This is a genomic window from Sphaerospermopsis sp. LEGE 00249, from assembly GCF_014299995.1.
GTDB lineage: Bacteria > Cyanobacteriota > Cyanobacteriia > Cyanobacteriales > Nostocaceae > Sphaerospermopsis > Sphaerospermopsis kisseleviana.
The window spans coordinates 32,322-50,640 of sequence record NZ_JACJUZ010000017.1 but is presented as its reverse complement, the minus strand read 5'-3'; the positions used below and the strand labels follow the sequence as shown (position 1 = coordinate 50,640).

Below are 18,319 nucleotides of genomic sequence, written 5' to 3'. Positions count from 1 at the left end.
AAACTTTACAATCTTTTCGTTTTACCCAGGTAAAATCCATTGTCTATTGAGAATAGAGTCATTAATTGCTCAAATTTGGTATCACCAATACCAATGCACAACTTGGACAAAATCCTCAAAATCTTAACATTCAACACTTCTGTATTTTTTTATAATAACAAAATTTAGTAATTAGTCAACTTAAATATTAATTAATTTACAAAATTAACAAAATCAAATAACCTGTAAATCATGAAATCACCAAAATCCCAACTCATCAAAATCACCACAAAAAACCCACATCCTAAAAATCCTATAATCCTGGATATCCTGATTCAGACAAAATCCAAAATCCTCAAAATCACCACATCCTGTAAATCATTAACTCCTACCTATAAAGATGTAGCATACAAATGATCGCCAATAATCCCACGAATAGTTTTAACTAACTTACCATAAACATCATCTGATAAAACCGCTTTTGAACCTTCTAACCGCACTTGTTGATTTAAATCAATCCAAGATTTACAACCACCATATTCAGGCAAATAAGGAATATACTGCACCTGGGGTAGTTTATAAGTTCGTAATAACAGAATATATAAAGGTTGACGTGTTTTCCATTTCAGGCGATCGCTAATAAAATACTCGTTCCAAATATGAAAAGGCAATAATTTACTCACAATAGACTCATCCGCTACAGGTAAAATATCCGTAATTTCCGCCCAACTACCAATGCGAGTTGTTTCTGGATGCCATCCTGATGTAACGGGATAAACCAAATCAGCATATTCAGCTTTGAGCATAAAAGATTGTTGATGCTCGTAAGTAGGATGCAGTAAAACCTGTTCATGAGCAACAGTAAAGCGTCCTCCCCGTTCATGAATACCACCTTTACGTAGTAACATAATTGTTTGTCCACTTTCTAAAGCATTTACAGCTACAGACCATTCTTTGAGAGCGTGAAAAGTGGTAGTCAGTTCCATGAGCGTCTTTTATTAGGTGATAGGTGACAGGTTACAGGTAATAAGTTAAAAGTTTAATGGTTTCCTCATCAATATCAGATTTTGTCAGAAATTAGAGCAAAATTACAGCAAAATTACAGCAAAACTACGGCAAAACTATGGAAAAACGCACACTGGGTACATCCACCGTTAAAATTACACCCATTTTAATGGGAACTTGGCAAGCAGGGAAAAGAATGTGGGTGGGAATAGAAGATGCAGATTCAATTAAAACCATTCGCGCTGCTTATGAAGCGGGAATAACAACTATAGATACTGCTGAAATTTATGGTGATGGACATTCTGAACAGATTGTAGCCCAAGCTTTGTCCGATGTACGCGATCGCGTGGAATATGCTACTAAAGTTTTTTCCAATCATCTCAAATATCAACAAGTGATAGAAGCTTGTGAACGTTCCCTGAAAAATCTCCAAACTGATTATATCGACCTTTATCAAATTCATTGGCCATCTGGTTCTTTTAAAAGTGAAATCGTTTCCATAGAGGAAACCATGAGTGCCTTAAATCACTTAAAAGAACAAGGTAAAATTCGCGCCATCGGTGTTTCTAATTTTTCCCGTGAACAACTGGCAGAAGCTGCCCAATATGGCAGAATTGATAGTTTACAACCAGCTTACTCTCTATTTTGGCGCAATGTAGAAACCGATGCCATGCCTTATTGTGTAGAAAATAATATTTCAATTTTGGCTTATTCACCCTTAGCACAAGGATTGTTAACTGGTAAATTTGCCCCAGGACATAAATTTGATCCAGAAGATAACCGATCGCAAAATAAGTTATTTCAAGGAGAGAATTTTGAACGCGCTCAACAAGCCTTAGAAAAACTTAGACCAGTAGCCGAAAAACATAATTGTAGTTTAGCGCAGTTAGCATTAGCCTGGTTAATAGCCCAACCCCAAAGTAATGCGATCGCTGGTGCAAGATATCCCCAACAAGCACAAGATAATGCCAAAGCCGCAGAAGTCAAACTTTCTGCTGAAGAAATAGCCCAAATAGACAATATTGGCCGCATTGTAACCAACCATTTCGACAATACCGGAATTATGTGGGAATGGTAATGGGTAATTGGTAATGGGTAATGGGTAATTGGTAATTGGTAATTGGTAATTGGTTTATTAACCTTCCCTATTCCCTATTCCCTATTCCCTATTCCCTCTTACACTGTCACCAGTCACCAGTCACCAGTCACCAGTCACCTGTCACCTACTCCCAATGTTGCTAAATGAAACAAAATATCAACTTTCGTAAACAAGTCATTACATCAGAAAAAAAGAATGCTAGATTATATTCATAAGTTCAGAAGGACACAGAACAAGAACAACCAACCCCATCGGGCAATGGCATAAGTGTCCCCCGTCAAAAGCCCAAACAAGTTTTAGGATTTACAACTTAAAGTGGCATTCCGACTATTATCTATAGTTGCGCCAAATCCCTAAGCGGAAAAACAGGAAAATGCTAAACTTGTGAGATTGTCCACCCCTAGTTATTGAATTTCAATCACTTACTGAATCCCAAAAATTTGAAACTAATCAATTCGCTAGAACCTGGTCAACCCTGATCAGGTTTTTAGGTTTTTATCAATTGACAATGTACAATTGACAATTGACAATGGACAATTGACAATTAACTTTCCCTAGAACGTCGATTCAGTAATGCTAGGCAATCTGTTTTTACCTTGTAGGGGCGAAGCATTCGAGTGATAACCTATCGCTGAAACCAGTTCATATTCTGTCCTAATGCTTCGCCCTTATGATTAATGAATCGGTGTTCTAGAAGGAAGAGGATTTAATGGAAAAATGGCAAGCTTTTATCTTGTTACCCTAAAAAAGGGAAGCTTTAAACCCTGAATGAATCAATTGTCAATTATCAATTGTCAATTGTCAATTATCAATTATCAATTAGTAATAGATAAAACCCAATCGCGTAAAAGAGGGTTTATTTGATCAGGTGCTTCATCATGGGGACAATGACCAGCACTGATAAAATATTCTGTTAATTGGGGATAATATTCATGAAACTTTTGGGAACGTTCCCGCGCTTTCATCCAAGGATCAGCTTCACCCCATAACAATAATAAAGGACAAGTTAATTGCTTGAGTAAAACATCAACTTTTTCCCCTTGGGGAGTGCTAAAAACAGACACAAAAACATCTAAAGCACCTGGATCATAAGCTGGACGTTGAATTTCTGTAACTAATTGATTAGTAATTGCAGTTTTATCTAAATAAACCTTTTCTAAGGTACGACGAATTACCCAACGTTGACGCACATATTGAAATAATAAAGCTTGAAATAAACGTTGTTTAAAAGTCCATTTGACAGTGTTACCAATTAATTTCTGTAAGGGATTTTGTGCAGGTTGCATTTGCACTTGTTCCCCTTCCGTTTGCGAAAATGGACCCGCACTATTAAGTAATACTACCCCCGCAACCAAATCAGGATATTTTGCACCCACACATAAACAAGCATAACCACCAAGAGAGTTACCCGCTACAACTGTTTTTTCACCAATGACTTCACTAATAAAATCTCGCAGTTGTTCACGCCATAAATCCCCACTATACTGTAATTTCGGTTTTGCTGAACGTCCAAACCCTAAAAGATCAATAGCAAATACTTGAAAATCTGCACAAAGTCCAGTAATATTTTTACGCCAGTGATCAGTAGAAGCACCAAAGCCATGTACTAAAAGCAAAGAGGGGCGCTGGGGTTGTTTTTCTCCTGCTTGTACATAGTATACATTGTGTCCTCGCCATTGCCAGTATTTTCCGGAAATTGGATTTGTAGAGGGTGCTATATTTGTCTGCATTATCTAAATTAAAGTTAAGTGTTTTTTGATGTATTTATTTTCATTTTACTGTATAAAATAAAAATTTCTACAGGTTTTACGTATTATAGTATATAATACTAATTATTCATCACATCTGTTTTCATCAACTTATCCCAAAAGCGAAAATAAAGACCATAATTGCAATTGAACTTGTGATGATGCAAAGTGTGATGGGTAGGTGTAATCCAATATTGATTCCAAAAACCGCGCATCCAGGAACTTGGGTAAACCTCATAACCTGTGTGATTAATCACGCCAAATAAAGTCATCAATATCAATAACACAACTACCATGCTAATGTGAATGGGAATGATCAAAAGCAAAATCGGAATAATAATTGCTTGAATTATGCTCTCAAATGGATCAAAGCAAAAGGAAGTCCAGGGTGTTGGGTTAATAGATTCATGATGTACCTTATGAAACCGCCGATACATTTTAGGGTTATGTAGCCAGAAATGTGTCCAATAAAAATAAGTATCGTGCAAAAACAAATATATAAACAGGCTTAAAGGTAAATATAACCACCCATATCCTAGAGGATCAAAATAAACTTTGGTATGTCCAGTTTCTATGATTTTCATCGTCAAAGCAACTAGGGGTGAAAAAATAAGACAGGATAAAATTGACCATTTAATTTCAGTGGAGATTTTGTTCTTACGTCTATTGATATCTTGAAGACGACGATTTTCCCAAGACTTTGGTCTGCGAATCCACAGCAACCAATATAACAAGAAAGATACAATCAGGTATCGCAGGGAAAGAGAAAAAAATATGACTAAAGTCAAAATGCTAAATTCCGTAATTATAGGTAGCATGGTGTTAAAACGTATAAATTTATGTGTTTTATTTTTTGATTTATTTCGTAATCATTCAATAAAATTGTATGCACTTGTATAATATATCAGGTATGATAATTAACAGTCAATTTATTTATTTATTTATTTATTTATACAATCAATAAACTAATTAAGCTCACAGCAATACGGTTCGGTTAACGAGACTGACGTATTGTAAATATTGGATATCCCCCATTATCCCCCTGAAAAAAGGGGAAACAAACGGATTTTTAGGCATTCTTTGAAAGGGAGGTTGGGGGGATTAAAACCTTAACTGAAAATTAACGGAAAAGTATTGAGGTGAATTTTTGATCAAAGCTACCCATCTGGTTAATTTTAAATTGATATTTGTCGTGTAAACCGAACCTGAAATATTCGCGTAAACCGAAAATATTTATAATCGAAAATATCGGTTCGGTAATCATCATTTAATAAGTGATAAAAACCGGATTTACATTATTTTTGAACCTCACTAAGATAATAATCAAAGAGTTGATAAAAACAACTCAAACGAAGAAACAACCAACAATATAGAGGTAAAAGTATATGACAGTTATCCGTTACAACCCCTGGACAGAAATCGACACCTTAGAACGTCGCGTTAATCTTTTAGTAGAAGGATTTATACCTAATACTTTGAAAGAGTTAACTAATGTTCCGAAAATTCCTGCTGCGGAAATAATTGAAACTGATGATGCAGTAATTCTCAAGTTAGAAGTTCCTGGGATGGAAGCTAAAGACTTAGATATTCAAGTTACAGAAGATGCAGTTTCTATTAGCGGTGAACGGAAGTTTCAACACAAAGAAGAAGATAAAGCTAAAACCAAAAGTGAATTTTATTATGGTCAATTTCAGCGTGTAATTCCTCTACCTGTACCTATTCAAAATACCAAAGTTACCGCCGATTATAAAGATGGTATTTTGCATCTGAATTTACCCAAATTGGTGGAAGAAAAGAACAAAGTTGTGAAAATAAACTTGGGTGAAAATTAAGATTTAGGTAAGGATTTAGTAGGGGTTTAGCACTGCTAAACCCCTACAAGAGTCAACATATTTTAGGACTTGACTTACGCAAGATTGAACTCAAGACCTGATTCTTGCGTAAGGGTAATTCATGAATTACCCTTACTTTTGTATTGACTATTTCATCATCAGTGATCAAGTGGAAGTGTGAAGTGTTGTTTGGGTTGATGTATTAATTGAATCTCATTTAATCTCATTTAATATCTGGCATTTAGCCTGGTTGTTTAATGCAACCGGGTTATTTTTTTGGGGAAGTTACCAAAAATAAGTTACCAAAAATAAGTATAATTGCAATACGTTTTTTAAAAAACATGATGTTTATGAATCAGCAAGAGAATAATTATCTTCAGAAAATCACTGGAAAAACTAAACTTTTGGGAGTTATTGGCCATCCTGTAGAACATTCCCTGTCACCAATGATGCACAATGCAGCTTTGAGTAAATTAGGGTTAGATTATGTTTATTTACCTTTTCCTATTGCACCAGAAAATTTAGAAATTGCGATCGCTGGTTTTGCAGCTATTGGTGTTGTCGGTTTTAGTGTAACAATTCCCCATAAACAGGCAATAATACCTTTATTATCAGAAATTTACCCCATCGCTCAATCTATAGGTGCAGTTAATACCGTCACTCGTCAAGGTGACATTTGGGTAGGAACAAATACCGATGTAGAAGGGTTTATCGCTCCTTTACAAACCACCTATCATCAAGATTGGAGTCAGAAAACCGCAGTAATTTTAGGAAATGGTGGCGCTGCGAGGGCGGTTGTTGCTGGTTGTATTCAACTAGGTTTCTCAGCAATTCATATAGTAGGAAGGAACATATATAAGTTAAAAGCATTTAATGAAAGTTGGCAAAATTCACCCTTTGCAGATAAATTTCAAGTTCATACTTGGGAAGAATTACCAAACTTAATTCCCCAAGCTAATTTGTTAGTAAATACTACTCCCATCGGAATGTATCCTCATGTCAATGAATCTCCTTTAAGTGCAGAGGAAATGGTTAAATTACCTTCAGGTGCAATTGCTTATGATTTAATTTACATTCCCAAACCAACAAAATTTTTACAAATAGCAGAAAAACAAGGTGCAATTCCCATTGATGGTTTAGAAATGCTAGTTCAACAAGGTGCAGCAGCATTAAAAATCTGGTTACAAAATGAAGAAATTCCTGTAACCGAAATGCGCCAAGCTTTACAAAATTATTTGGGTTTTTAGGGATGGGTAATTGGTAATTGGTAATTGGTAATTGGTAATTCAATTTTGGATTTTGGATTGTTTTTGTCAATTCCAATCTAAAATCTAAAATCTAAAATCTAAAATTTTCTTCCCCAGTCACCAGTCACCAGTCCCCAGTCCCCCTATTGTGGATTCTTCATATACCTTTCTTGTCCTTGGGAATTGTAGAGAAATAGGGGGAGGTTGGCATTTTCACTGATGACTCCTAAAGCCTGTTGCAAAGTTTGGAAGTGATTTTGTATATCAGGAGTAGGAGTTTGCAGTCTTCGGTCATACTCCGGGGTTAAACGGACAATAATACGTCCTTTGGGTTGTTCTTCAATTATGAAAGTGCATAAACGTATGCCACTGACGCAGGTTTTGCTTAAATCAGCCTGACTTTGTGCCAAGTTACCATAGAGTTGCTGTTTTTCCAGTGTCTGTTCTAAACTAGTAGAATAGGTTTGAATGAGCGACTGTGCTTGATTATAGATGGAACTATCTTGAGAAACCTGTTTAGCCGTCTGTATAGCTTCTTGCCAAGATGCTATTGCTTGTGTCCATTGATTTTTCGCCTCGAATACTTTAGCTTGATTTGCAAAGTTGGTAGCTTGTTGAAAAGTGGAGGCTGCTGCTATTTCTCTGGTAGCGCGGTTGCGTGCCAGTATGAGTTTTGGTTGATATTCCGCTAACAGTTTTTTGGCTTCTTCATTTGCTGTGCTGGTGGCGGGAATACTTTTCAAATCATTAATTACTTGTTGCCAAGCAAATTGTACTCTTTGCCAATCATTACCGGATTTAGCAGTAGCTTGACGTTGGTTGGCTGAATTAGCTACAGTTTTGGCTGTGGTAAGTTTTTTCTGCCATGATTCTTCATTCTGTAACTTCTGATTGATCGCTTTTAAATTGCTTTGATATTTGGGTAATTTTGCCTGCACCAAACTATGTAGTTCATGACTAGGTTTAATAGCTTCCAGTGGTATAATTGCTTGTCTCCATAAAGTTTGTCTGCTGCGAAGTTCATCTAAGCTAGTTGCGGGAGTTTGAATTTTTTGCTCTGCGGCGGCTGCGGCTTGTAAAGCTTTGATTACTAAGTTAATTTTTGTTAATTGGTTAGAAAAACTGGCAGCCAGTTCCTGCGCTTGCTGATAACGTGGAGACCATTGGGGAATTACTTTGAGATCAGAAATAACTTTATCCAGCTGCTGTTGTAATGCTATTAGTTCTTGTGTAGATTTAGCTGTACGGATTGATTGCTGAGAGTTGCTTTTTAACTGATCGGCTGTTTGTAATTCTTTGCATTCACCAATCACACAAGCACGATTCAGAAAAAAAGCACCGCCTCCACAAATGACAGTCACTCCCAAGACTCCTCCTAAGAGGATGGGTAAAGGTGGGAGTGGTAATGATATCGGCTGTCTTTTGGGTTTTGCTAGGCTTTCTGTCCCTGCAAATGGGTCAAATTTTTCTTCTTCGGCTAACTCATTCTCACTCTCATTGAACAATGAGCTATCTGAGCTAAATGTAGCATCCGAGTTAAATAATGCCTCTGATCTTAGTATGGTATCTGAATTTAATGAATTATCTGAGCCAAATGAAAGATCGGAACTAAAGGTAGAATCAGAAATATTTTCTTCGGTTCGAGAACTCAATGGATGATCCAAGATATGGTTCTCTGTTAGTGAAGCAAATGGATGATCCGATATATGAACATCGGTTACAGGAGATGAGAGATCAGGAATTTCCAGTGGGGGAAAAATTAGCTGGTTTTTAGCAGCACCGTTATTAAAACCATTGCTTGTTTCCAGGGACGTAATTTGCTGGTCTTTCTGTATTTTCTTAGCCTTGATAGTGATTGAATGTTTAGCATAGGGTAGTTTTTCTCCTGAAACCCTGACATAAAATTGCACCCTTTGATCATGATATTGAGATTGCCACTGGAGCGATTCCTCAAGGATGGCAAAGATTTTTTGGCTATCAACTGCTATACCTGGAGCGTGCTGAGTTAAAATCATCAGTTCGTCTTTCTGGACAGCGCATCTCACCTGGAGAACTGGGAGAGATGGAAGTTCTACCAGTAGTTTTTCTTGTAAAATACTGGTTAAATGCTGGATATCTTCTTTTGGGAATTTATCTTTCATAATGTCTACTGCTAATGTTGTATATAGTTTTATAGTTTTTATTATCTTGGAGTAGATGAAATAAAGTTCTGGTCTTTGTCACATTCAGAATAGATGGTTTTACTAACTGTTTGACAAAACCCAATTATATACTGGTGTTTTAATATATAAGTATTTGATTTTGCTCAAGGCTGAACCTTGGTTTCCTGTCCCAGAGAACTAGTTTTGAACACAAAGTTCCATCTTTTACTAGAAAGCGAGTGAGCAGCAATGGTTTAGGATTCTGCTTTTTTATACTACTAGATCATAAATTAGACAATACAAATGCGAGTATAAATTATCCAGGAAAAAATATACAAGAAGATCCAAGTAATTTTTTAGACTGGCAAGTTGACCAAGGAGGATCAAAAGGTCTAATCAACCAAATAGCAGCAGTTGGGGTTTGAGAATTGAGTGTACCACTATTACTTATACTTAATTCGATAAAATTGATTCTTGCCAAATCAATTTTCTAGCCAACCGAAGCGTGATTATATAAATAAAGTGCTGTGGGAACGATGAGACAGCAATAAAAATTAGATTTGAAATTGTTAATACAAGGTGTGTACCAATGGATTTATTGGAGTACCAAGTTAAAGAATGGTTTGATAAGATGGGCATTCCTGTTTTACCATCTCAACGAATTGACCATCCTACAGATTTAAAACGTTTAAAAATTAGCTATCCGATTGTACTCAAATCGCAAGTACACGCAGATGACAGGGCTAAAGCTGGTGGAGTCAGAATTGTGGAAACCACCATTGATGCGATCGCAGCTGCCCAAAATATCTTTAATTTACCAATTGGGGGAGAATTGCCAGAGGTTTTACTGGCAGAAACTAAGTATGATGCCAAGGATGAATTTTATCTGGCCGTAGTTTTAGATACCGCTATCTGTCGTCCAGTGCTTTTAGGTTGCAAAGAACCAGATATTGATTGGGAATCTCCAGGGGAGAAAATGCAATATGTGGTGGTAGAACAGGAATTTTCGCCATTTTATGCCAGAAGACTGGGTTTGAAAATGGGCTTACAGGGTGCGCTGATGCAGTCGGTAAGTGATATTGTAGAAAAAATGTATAAGTTATTTGTGCAGAAGGACTTAGATTTAGTAGAGATAAATCCTCTAGCTGTTAGTGTTTCTGGGCAAATTATGGCACTCAATGGTAAAGTTAGAGTTAATGAAAGAGCAATTAACCGACATCCAGAAATAGCCAAAATGGCGGCAAAAATGATTGGCCGTCATAAAAATAGCAAGATCAACAGTATCTTGGGTAATTGGGATGGGTTAGAAATACACGGCAAAATAGGTATATTGGGCAATGGTACGGGTTCGGTGTTGACAACCTTGGATGCAGTTTTTAATGCGGGTGGTAAACCAGGTGTATCTTTAAATTTACGACATTCTTTCTTGACTGATACTGAACCGACGACATTTTGCGATCGCCTGGAAAGTGGTTTAAAAATGTTGGCTGCTGATAAAAGCATTCAAGTGATTCTGATTAACTTTTTGGGTTCTATTCCTCAAGTTTCTCAGATGCCAGAAGTAATTGCTAATTTTATCCAACTAGATCCAAAAGAACTCAAATCTTATACGTCTAACGGAAGTAAATATAAACCGAAAAACTTACCCAGGTTGGTTGTCCGTCTTGCTGGTGCTGATTTTGAACAAGCTAGGAGATATTTAGCTGAACTCAAAGCTGAAACTGAGACGCTGATAGTAGTAGAAAATTTAGATGAGGCTGTTCAACAAGCAGTCCGTCTAGCTAAGTTACCAGCTTACAAGAAGTAGTAACAGGTGACAGGTAACAAAGCAATTAAAAATTAAAAATTAAAAATTTCTCTTTTCCTGTTCCCTGTTCCCTGTTCCCTGTTCCCTGTTCCCAATTCCCAATTCCCAATTCCCAATTCCCAATAACTAAATTTTATGAACTTAAAACCAGACAGTAAAGTTTTAATTCAGGGTTTTTGTGAATTTATATCAGCAACTCATATTGCTCAAATGAAGGCTTATGGCACTAATTTAGTAGCTGGTGTTGATCCTGGATGTGGTGGAAAGAAAATCTACAGTTTGCCAGTTTTTGACTTAGTAGAGGAAGCTATCTCAAAATTTGGCCAAATTGATACAACCATTATTTGTGTCCATCCTTATCAAGTTTTGGATGCAGCTTTAGAAGCGATCGCCTCTAATATTAGACAGATAATTATTATTTCTGCTGGTGTACCACCTTTAGATATGGTGAAATTACTCCGCACTACAGAAAGTCATGAAATTTTGCTAGTAGGTCCTAACAGTCCGGGAATTATTGTTCCTGGTAAAATTCTCTTAGGCACTCAACCTAGTGAATTTTATACCCCTGGATCTGTGGGAATTGTTAGCCGTAGTAGTACCCTGACTTATGAGGTAGCCTGGGAATTAACGAAAGCTGGTTTAGGTCAGTCGATTAGTGTCAGTATTGGTAGTGATGCTATTGTCGGTTCTTCCTTTTCTCAATGGTTGCAAATTCTGGATGAGGAAGAAACTACAGAAGCAATAGTTGTAGTCGGCCAACCAGGGGGAGAAAGTGAAGAAAATGCTGCAAGATACATTGCTGAAGCTATTGATAAACCAGTCATTGCTTATATTGCAGGTAGACACGCACCACCAAACAAATATTGGTATCAAACAGGAAATATAGCAACCGTTGTGAAACGTGATCCCAATTTTGGCACGACTCAAAGTAAATTAGCGGCTTTCCAAGCTGCACAAGTTCCTGTGGCTGAATATCCTGCTCAAATTCCTCAGTTGTTGAAGAAGGTAATAAATAATTGAAAGTAGAAGAAGCAAATTAGGTAGAGATCAGCAATGAAAATCACAGATGATTTAGCATCTCTTTATGAGATTGAATATGATCAATGGTTAGAACAAACGATTAAATTTTTAAAACAAAACCAATGGGAAAAATTAGACAAGGATCATTTAATTGAGGAATTAGAAGAATTGAGTCGGCGAGAAAAGAAAACATTAGAAAGATTTCTTGAACAAATTATCAGACATTTACTGCTACTGCAATATTGGCATAATGAATATGATTATAATGCTAATCATTGGCAAGCAGAAATTTTGAGTTTTAGGACTCAACTCAATGAAGATTTAACCAAAAACTTCAAAAATCATTTACAGGAAAATCAATCCATAATTTATGAAAAAGCACTCAAATATGTAAGACAAAAGACAGGTTATAACATTTCATTTCCAGAAAGTTGTCCTTATACTCTCGAACAATTACTTGATATTAACTGGCTTCCCAAAAATAATTAAAGGATAAGATCCCCAACTTTTTTTAGTTTCATGTTAAGTAAAAACCGATAATTAATTGTCCGAATGCTGATGCTTCCAGCACGCTTCGCGAACGCGCCTACATTGTTGACGCGAAACCTAAATCAAAATGTGGTTTATTTACCTGAAAATAACTGTAAAAATAAAACTCTTGTGGGGTGGGCATCCTGCCCGCCCTGGTGTACCTCATCCAGATGAAATATGGTGTAACTAATATCTTGCTAATAAATCAGGTAAATAATCATAACCGTCTACACCAATAACAGAAATGATCTTAGGGCGGTTTTGTTGCAATAAAACTTGAAATTTATCTTCTCCCAATTGTCTTTTGATTGTGGTTAATAAACCTGCGGGTTGTTGCCATTCTTGAGATGAAATTTGCTCTAATAGATACATTCCCAAACTACCTGTATAAATGGCTTTTTCAAAATTGATCAGGTTATAATAAGCTTCTGCTAAATAAGCTAAATTTCGACCTTGAATATATAAATCACCGGAAACTTGGGCAGTTCTAAAACCCTGTTCTAAATATTTAATGGCTTCTTCATACTGAGAAGTGACTAAATAGGCAATTCCCAAACTACTAAAACATAAAGATTGAGTTTGAATATCCCCAATTTTTTCGGCTAATTTTAAACCTTGTGCTAGATAATTAATAGCAGATTCATAAACTTCTGGTTCAGTGTTTTCTAATTGCTGTGCTTGCATTACTTCGCTGTAACCTAAGTTTACCAGGGCGTTAGTTTCTCCGGTTTTATCTCCTGTTTGTCTACTTAATATTAATGCTCTTTGACTATTATTTATTGCCTCAGCATAATTTTTTTCTTGGACATAGGTACGACTGAGGTGGTTAAGATTAGCAATTTCGCAAGTTGTATCTTGAGCATTTCTGGCAATTTCTAAAGCTTGCTGATGGAAATTTATTGAGCGCGGATAATTGCCTAAAGCTCGTTGAGAGTAACCTAATAATGTTAAAATTCTGGCTTTTTCTTGTGTTCCTGCTGCCGAACGTAGAGGTTCATCTAAATAATCGAGTGCATCTCGTAAATAACTACCAGAAAAAGAAGCAAAAATTCCACCATACATGGGAAAATAGGGACGTTGGGCAAAGGTTCGCAAAATTTGTAACATTATTTGTGAAGCACCATTACTATATATTATTGATTGATTTTGCCAACCGTTTGCTAGTTGACTCCAAATGACGGCAAAGGTTAAAAATGTGGAAATTGATAATTTGGGACCTGCTTGAATATCATAAGCTTGTTTATCAAACCAACTAACTAAACCTCGTTGTAAGAATTGCAAAACTATTGTTAATTCTACCCAATCACTGACGCTAAGGTTTTGTTGTTTTTGGGTAAATTCTATTGGAGATTGTTCTATTGCTAAAGTCTGAAAAAATGATTGCGGTATTTCGCTTTTGACTAATTTCGCCCAACTTGCCCAAGGTCCTTTTTCCCCTGGTACACCACCAAAACCGAGAGAGGTTTTTTGTTCATACATCCAACTGAGGAGGTTTTCTTGGATGCGTTGCCAAGCGGCGATCGCCTGAGTTATACCTGTGGATATCTGTGTTAAATCTGAGTTAGCTGTACCAAATTGCTGTAAGGATTTGGCTATTTGTTGTAGTTGTGATAAATTTAAGGGATATTTTTGATTGGGATCGGTGTAGCGCAGGAATACGGCTAAACGCTCCTCATTACTAGCAATGGTAATTTCCCGTACTGCTGAAGCTATGATTTCGGTGGTTTTGTTTTGTTCTTGACAGCGTTGCCATTGTGTTTGAATAGTTTTAACTGCTCTTAAACTACGGGTGGCTTTGGCTTTTTTGAGTTCGTCTGTTTCGCTGTCTACTTTTGTTTGGATGGTATTCAAGCGATCGCTCAAAGCTAACTCAAACACTTCTCCCGTACCGGAAGCAATGCCTTGAAGTAAGAGTTGATACACTTGTTCTACGGAGCTAATTTTGCCTTTGAGGGTGGTTTCGACTATTTGATCAATTAAAGCCAGGTAGCGATCGCGCAAAGGTAAAGATTCAGACACTTTAGCAAATAGAGAATATGACAACAATTCTAATTTTATCTAATTTTATAAAACGTAAAGTGACTATTTTTAATGGTTTGGGTAACTAGTAAAGGTTCAAACTTAGATCGAGAATATATATTATGTATTATATTTTTCACAAGTCCCCAATAATCTAGAGAAAATGTCAATATTATTTACGTTGGTAACTGAAATTCCTTCCTAGTATTCCGAGATCGCTAACACATATCACACATATCACACATATCACACCAATAATATCCCAATGATAGAAGTTGAACATCTGAGTAAAATATATGGTTCTACCGCAGCGATAACCGATGTCACCTTTAACGTAGAACCTGGAGAAATTTTAGGTTTCTTAGGTCCCAACGGTGCAGGTAAAACCACAACCATGCGGATTTTAGCCGGTTATCTGCCAGCGACCAAAGGAACAGCCAAAATAGCCGGGTATGATGTCCATGAAAATTCTTTAGCAGTGCGGCAAAAAATCGGCTATTTACCGGAAACACCGCCCTTATACCCCGAAATGACGGTAGAGGGATTTTTGCACTTTGTAGCTCGAATTAAAGGGGTATCTGCTGGCGATCGCCCCCAAAAAGTGCAAGCTGCTATGAAACGCTGCAACCTGCAAGAAAAGCGTAAAGTCATTATTCGCAAGCTTTCCAAAGGTTTTCGGCAAAGAGTGGGAATAGCACAAGCAATAGTCCATGATCCTCCAGCTATTATCCTCGATGAACCCACCGTAGGACTAGACCCCCGGCAAATTATCGACGTGCGAAACTTGATCAAAAGTCTAGCCGGTACACACACCATCATCCTATCTACCCACATTTTGCCAGAAGTGAGCATGACCTGTAGCCGCGTAGCCATCATCAACCGTGGTAAAGTCGTAGCTACCAACACCCCAGAAAATTTAATGACACAGTTAACCGGAGGTTCGGGTTATGAGTTAGAAATTTCTGGAGAAGTTACCCTAGCAAAACAGGTATTACAAAATGTAAAGGACGTAATTTTGGTAGAATCAATGCCGATAAGTCATGATCATCGTCCCCTACTGCGTGTTATATCTCAACCAGGCACAGAACCAGGAAAAGATATTGCAGCCGCATTAATTCGGGGAGGATTTGATTTATATGAAATGCGGCGGGTTAGTGCTAGTTTAGAAGATGTATTTTTACAACTAACAACCGAAGAGAAAAATTTACTTCCCCCAGCAAAAGAAACACCAGAAACTACACTAGAAAACACATTAGAAAACACACCAGAAACAGAAGGAGAAAACGCATAAAATGGGTATCGTCATCGCTAATATAATTGCCATTTATCGCCGAGAATTACAAAGTTATTTTGTATCACCCTTGGCTTATGGTATAGCTGGTATCTTTTGGTTTATTTCTGGCTTATTTTTGGTGATGATTTTAATAGGTCCAGGGGGAATTTTGCCCACAGTTGCAGATTTAGATATCCAAGGACAACAATTAGGAGTACCCGTCCCCCCCATAGATGTACCCTATGAATTTATCCGGGCATTTTTAGATAGAATCAGTTGGTTATTATTGTTTATTTTACCCATACTTTCAATGGGACTTTATGCGGAAGAACGCAAACGGGGAACATTAGAATTATTAGCCACATCACCAGTTACTAACTGGGCTGTAGCCGTAGGTAAATTATTAGGAGTTTTAACATTTTTTATGACAATGGTATTACCATTACTTGGATTTGAAACCCTAGCCATTAGCGGTTCTAATCCTCCCATGTCTCCAGTTATTCCTATTCTTGGTCATGTAGGATTAATATTATTAGCAGCAGCAATTTTATCATTAGGAATGTTCATTTCCTCCTTAACAGACAGCACACTTTTATCAGCCGTACTTACCTTTTTTGTGGTTATATTACTATTATTAATAGATTCCATATCCAAAGCTATACCCGGTCCGGTGGGAGACAGTTTAGCTCATCTATCCCTACTCAAACATTACAACACATTAATTCAAGGAATTTTTGATAGTAGCGCCTTAATTTTATTTGTTAGTTACATTATTTTAGGAATTTTCCTCACCGCCCAATCAATAGATGCACTGCGTTTTCAACGTCAATAGTTAGGAGGTGATAGGTGACAGGTGACAGTAAAGAAGTTTGTACCAATTACCAATCACCAATCACCAATCACCAATCACCAATCACCAATCACCAATAATGAAAAAAATACCTAAAAAAAATTTCGCTAATCTCCTATTTTTCTTTGGTCCATTTTTATTAACTCTGGGTTTAACAGTCGGGGTAATATTAGATAAATGGGATATATTACCTCTAGTATTTATCATAGCAGGTCTTTTGATTTGCATTGGTTGGGTATTTTTCCAAGCCCAAAAAAATCAATTTTGGAAACAACGTTCTACCGTATCTACAACTAACGCCTTAGTGGCAACTTTGGCAGTATTAACAATATTAGGATTAATCAATTTTTTAGGTACACGGTATCAGTTAAGATTAGATTTAACAGAAACTCAATTATTTACCCTCGCACCCCAATCTAAAGAATTACTGCGTACCTTACCCAAACCTGCAAAAGTCTGGTTATTTACCAGAGAACAAAATTTGCAAGATGAACAATTACTAGAAAATTATCGTCGTCAAACTCCTAAGTTTAACTTTGAATATATCGACCCTCAAACCAGACCAGGACTAGCAGAAAAATTTGGTGTGAAAGCTTTTGGCGAAGTTTATCTAGAATTTGATAATAAGCGCCAATTAGTACAAACTGTCAATGAATATGAACGTCTATCAGAAGTAAGATTAACTAGCCGTTTACAACAAATAACTAGTAACAATACCGCTAAAGTTTACTTTCTGCAAGGTCACGGTGAACTAGAATTTACAGATGCTAAAAATGCTATTTCTCAAGCTATTCAAGGATTAGCAGACAAAAATTTTACAGCTTTACCTCTGAGTTTAACAGAACAAACTACAGTCCCTGAAGATGCTGCTGTTGTTGTCGTCGCTGGTCCAAAACGAGAGTTATTAGCAGGTGAAGTTACAGCTTTAGAAGATTATCTCAATCGTGGCGGTAATTTAATGTTAATGGTTGACCCTAATACTGACCCAAAAATTGATGACTTATTGCAAGATTGGGGTGTAAAACTAGATAATCGTTTAGCTGTTGATGTTTCTGGAACAACTTTAGGACTAGGACCTGCTGCACCTGCTGTTACAGAGTATGGACAACATCCCATCACTAAAGATTTTGGTAATGGTATTTCTTTCTATCCCCTCGCACGTCCTATTCTCATTGAACCAATTCCTGAGATTCAATCTACTCCTTTACTCAGAACTAAATCATATCCTAATAGTTGGGCAGAAAGTGACCAACAAAACGAAAATTTAGAGTTTAATGAAGGTCAAGATTTAAAAGGTCCTTTAACTTTAGGTGTAGCATTAACTAGAAAGCTATCATCCCCATCTCCCACACCTACCGCTTCCCCATCTCCCACATCTACCCCATCTCCCACCGCTTCCCCATTTCCCACACCTACCCCCACACCTACCGCTTCCCCAACTGAGGAAAATTCTCAAAATCAAAGCAAAGAATCTCGCTTAGTAGTGTTTGGAAACTCAGATTTTGCTAGAGATGGTTTATTTCAGCAACAATTAAATGGAGATGTATTTCTCAACTCAGTAACTTGGTTAAGTCAAGAAGATCAACAACCGCTGTCAATTCGTCCCAAAGAACAAACAAATCGCCGCATCACCATGTCAACTGCAAAAGCAAATTTATTAAGTATTTCTTCTTTGTTGCTTTTACCTTTCATTGGTTTAGCTACTGGCGCTATTATTTGGTGGAAAAGAAGATAATTGGTAATTGATAATTGATAATTGATAATTGAT

16 protein-coding genes are annotated in these 18,319 nt (G+C 36.9%); 11 read left to right on the top strand and 5 right to left on the bottom strand.

The window, feature by feature from the left end; all coding sequences use genetic code 11:
* Positions 1-371 precede the first annotated feature (371 nt).
* Entirely contained in the window at positions 372-965 is a 594-nt protein-coding gene (locus H5968_RS08395; RefSeq protein WP_187039580.1) for a DUF1802 family protein, read from the bottom strand.
* 137 nt (positions 966-1,102) lie between these two features.
* Between H5968_RS08395 and H5968_RS08390 the strand changes: the two genes are divergently transcribed.
* Entirely contained in the window at positions 1,103-2,062 is a 960-nt protein-coding gene (locus tag H5968_RS08390) for an aldo/keto reductase (protein WP_187039579.1), read from the top strand.
* Positions 2,063-2,104: 42 nt separating this feature from the next.
* Entirely contained in the window at positions 2,105-2,230 is a 126-nt protein-coding gene (locus tag H5968_RS25595) for a hypothetical protein (RefSeq protein ID WP_255427081.1), read from the top strand.
* Positions 2,231-2,898: 668 nt separating this feature from the next.
* Here H5968_RS25595 and H5968_RS08385 read toward each other — a convergent pair.
* On the bottom strand, positions 2,899-3,813 hold the full coding sequence (locus tag H5968_RS08385; protein ID WP_187039578.1) for an alpha/beta fold hydrolase: 915 nt from the start codon (positions 3,811-3,813) through the stop codon (positions 2,899-2,901).
* 98 nt (positions 3,814-3,911) lie between these two features.
* On the bottom strand, positions 3,912-4,619 hold the full coding sequence (locus H5968_RS08380) for a sterol desaturase family protein (protein ID WP_255427080.1): 708 nt from the start codon (positions 4,617-4,619) through the stop codon (positions 3,912-3,914).
* Between the two features lie 597 nt (positions 4,620-5,216).
* On the opposite strand from H5968_RS08380, the gene H5968_RS08375 reads away from it, so the two are divergent.
* Entirely contained in the window at positions 5,217-5,663 is a 447-nt protein-coding gene (locus tag H5968_RS08375; protein ID WP_187039576.1) for an Hsp20/alpha crystallin family protein, read from the top strand.
* Between the two features lie 350 nt (positions 5,664-6,013).
* Complete coding sequence (locus H5968_RS08370; RefSeq protein WP_187039575.1) at positions 6,014-6,910, top strand: shikimate dehydrogenase; 897 nt, start codon at positions 6,014-6,016, stop codon at positions 6,908-6,910.
* Positions 6,911-7,053: 143 nt separating this feature from the next.
* Here the strand turns inward: H5968_RS08370 and H5968_RS08365 are convergent, their stop codons facing one another.
* Positions 7,054-9,051, bottom strand: coding sequence for a hypothetical protein (locus H5968_RS08365; RefSeq protein WP_187039574.1), 1,998 nt, complete (start codon positions 9,049-9,051; stop codon positions 7,054-7,056).
* Positions 9,052-9,290: 239 nt separating this feature from the next.
* Here H5968_RS08365 and H5968_RS08360 point away from each other — a divergent pair, with 239 nt between their 5' ends.
* From H5968_RS08360 to H5968_RS08345, 4 genes are all read left to right on the top strand, one after another.
* Complete coding sequence (locus H5968_RS08360) at positions 9,291-9,476, top strand: hypothetical protein (RefSeq protein ID WP_096567633.1); 186 nt, start codon at positions 9,291-9,293, stop codon at positions 9,474-9,476.
* A gap of 164 nt (positions 9,477-9,640) precedes the next feature.
* Positions 9,641-10,858: a succinate--CoA ligase subunit beta gene (locus H5968_RS08355; protein ID WP_187039573.1), complete on the top strand. Its 1,218-nt coding sequence runs from the start codon at positions 9,641-9,643 to the stop codon at positions 10,856-10,858.
* A gap of 135 nt (positions 10,859-10,993) precedes the next feature.
* Positions 10,994-11,878 (top strand): CoA-binding protein, encoded by an 885-nt coding sequence (locus tag H5968_RS08350; protein WP_187039572.1) that lies wholly within the window; start codon positions 10,994-10,996, stop codon positions 11,876-11,878.
* A gap of 33 nt (positions 11,879-11,911) precedes the next feature.
* A complete protein-coding gene (locus tag H5968_RS08345; protein WP_187039571.1) occupies positions 11,912-12,367 on the top strand; it encodes a DUF29 domain-containing protein in 456 nt (151 codons plus the stop codon).
* Positions 12,368-12,595: 228 nt separating this feature from the next.
* Here the strand turns inward: H5968_RS08345 and H5968_RS08340 are convergent, their stop codons facing one another.
* Complete coding sequence (locus tag H5968_RS08340) at positions 12,596-14,428, bottom strand: tetratricopeptide repeat protein (RefSeq protein WP_187039570.1); 1,833 nt, start codon at positions 14,426-14,428, stop codon at positions 12,596-12,598.
* Between the two features lie 265 nt (positions 14,429-14,693).
* Between H5968_RS08340 and H5968_RS08335 the strand changes: the two genes are divergently transcribed.
* From H5968_RS08335 to H5968_RS08325, 3 genes are all read left to right on the top strand, one after another.
* Positions 14,694-15,719: an ABC transporter ATP-binding protein gene (locus H5968_RS08335; RefSeq protein WP_187039569.1), complete on the top strand. Its 1,026-nt coding sequence runs from the start codon at positions 14,694-14,696 to the stop codon at positions 15,717-15,719.
* A gap of 1 nt (position 15,720) precedes the next feature.
* On the top strand, positions 15,721-16,533 hold the full coding sequence (locus H5968_RS08330; RefSeq protein ID WP_187039568.1) for an ABC transporter permease: 813 nt from the start codon (positions 15,721-15,723) through the stop codon (positions 16,531-16,533).
* A 97-nt stretch (positions 16,534-16,630) separates the two neighbouring features.
* Entirely contained in the window at positions 16,631-18,286 is a 1,656-nt protein-coding gene (locus tag H5968_RS08325) for a Gldg family protein (protein ID WP_187039603.1), read from the top strand.
* Positions 18,287-18,319 lie beyond the last annotated feature (33 nt).

Excerpts from the sequence above, each read along its gene's own strand:
- H5968_RS08395 (WP_187039580.1), bottom strand. The coding sequence starts at position 965 with ATGGAACTGACTACCACTTTTCACGCTCTCAAAGAATGGTCTGTAGCT.
- H5968_RS08390 (WP_187039579.1), top strand. The coding sequence starts at position 1,103 with ATGGAAAAACGCACACTGGGTACATCCACCGTTAAAATTACACCCATT.
- H5968_RS08385 (WP_187039578.1), bottom strand. The coding sequence starts at position 3,813 with ATGCAGACAAATATAGCACCCTCTACAAATCCAATTTCCGGAAAATAC.
- H5968_RS08375 (WP_187039576.1), top strand. The coding sequence starts at position 5,217 with ATGACAGTTATCCGTTACAACCCCTGGACAGAAATCGACACCTTAGAA.
- H5968_RS08370 (WP_187039575.1), top strand. The coding sequence starts at position 6,014 with ATGAATCAGCAAGAGAATAATTATCTTCAGAAAATCACTGGAAAAACT.
- H5968_RS08365 (WP_187039574.1), bottom strand. The coding sequence starts at position 9,051 with ATGAAAGATAAATTCCCAAAAGAAGATATCCAGCATTTAACCAGTATT.
- H5968_RS08355 (WP_187039573.1), top strand. The coding sequence starts at position 9,641 with ATGGATTTATTGGAGTACCAAGTTAAAGAATGGTTTGATAAGATGGGC.
- H5968_RS08350 (WP_187039572.1), top strand. The coding sequence starts at position 10,994 with ATGAACTTAAAACCAGACAGTAAAGTTTTAATTCAGGGTTTTTGTGAA.
- H5968_RS08345 (WP_187039571.1), top strand. The coding sequence starts at position 11,912 with ATGAAAATCACAGATGATTTAGCATCTCTTTATGAGATTGAATATGAT.
- H5968_RS08335 (WP_187039569.1), top strand. The coding sequence starts at position 14,694 with ATGATAGAAGTTGAACATCTGAGTAAAATATATGGTTCTACCGCAGCG.
- H5968_RS08330 (WP_187039568.1), top strand. The coding sequence starts at position 15,721 with ATGGGTATCGTCATCGCTAATATAATTGCCATTTATCGCCGAGAATTA.
- H5968_RS08325 (WP_187039603.1), top strand. The coding sequence starts at position 16,631 with ATGAAAAAAATACCTAAAAAAAATTTCGCTAATCTCCTATTTTTCTTT.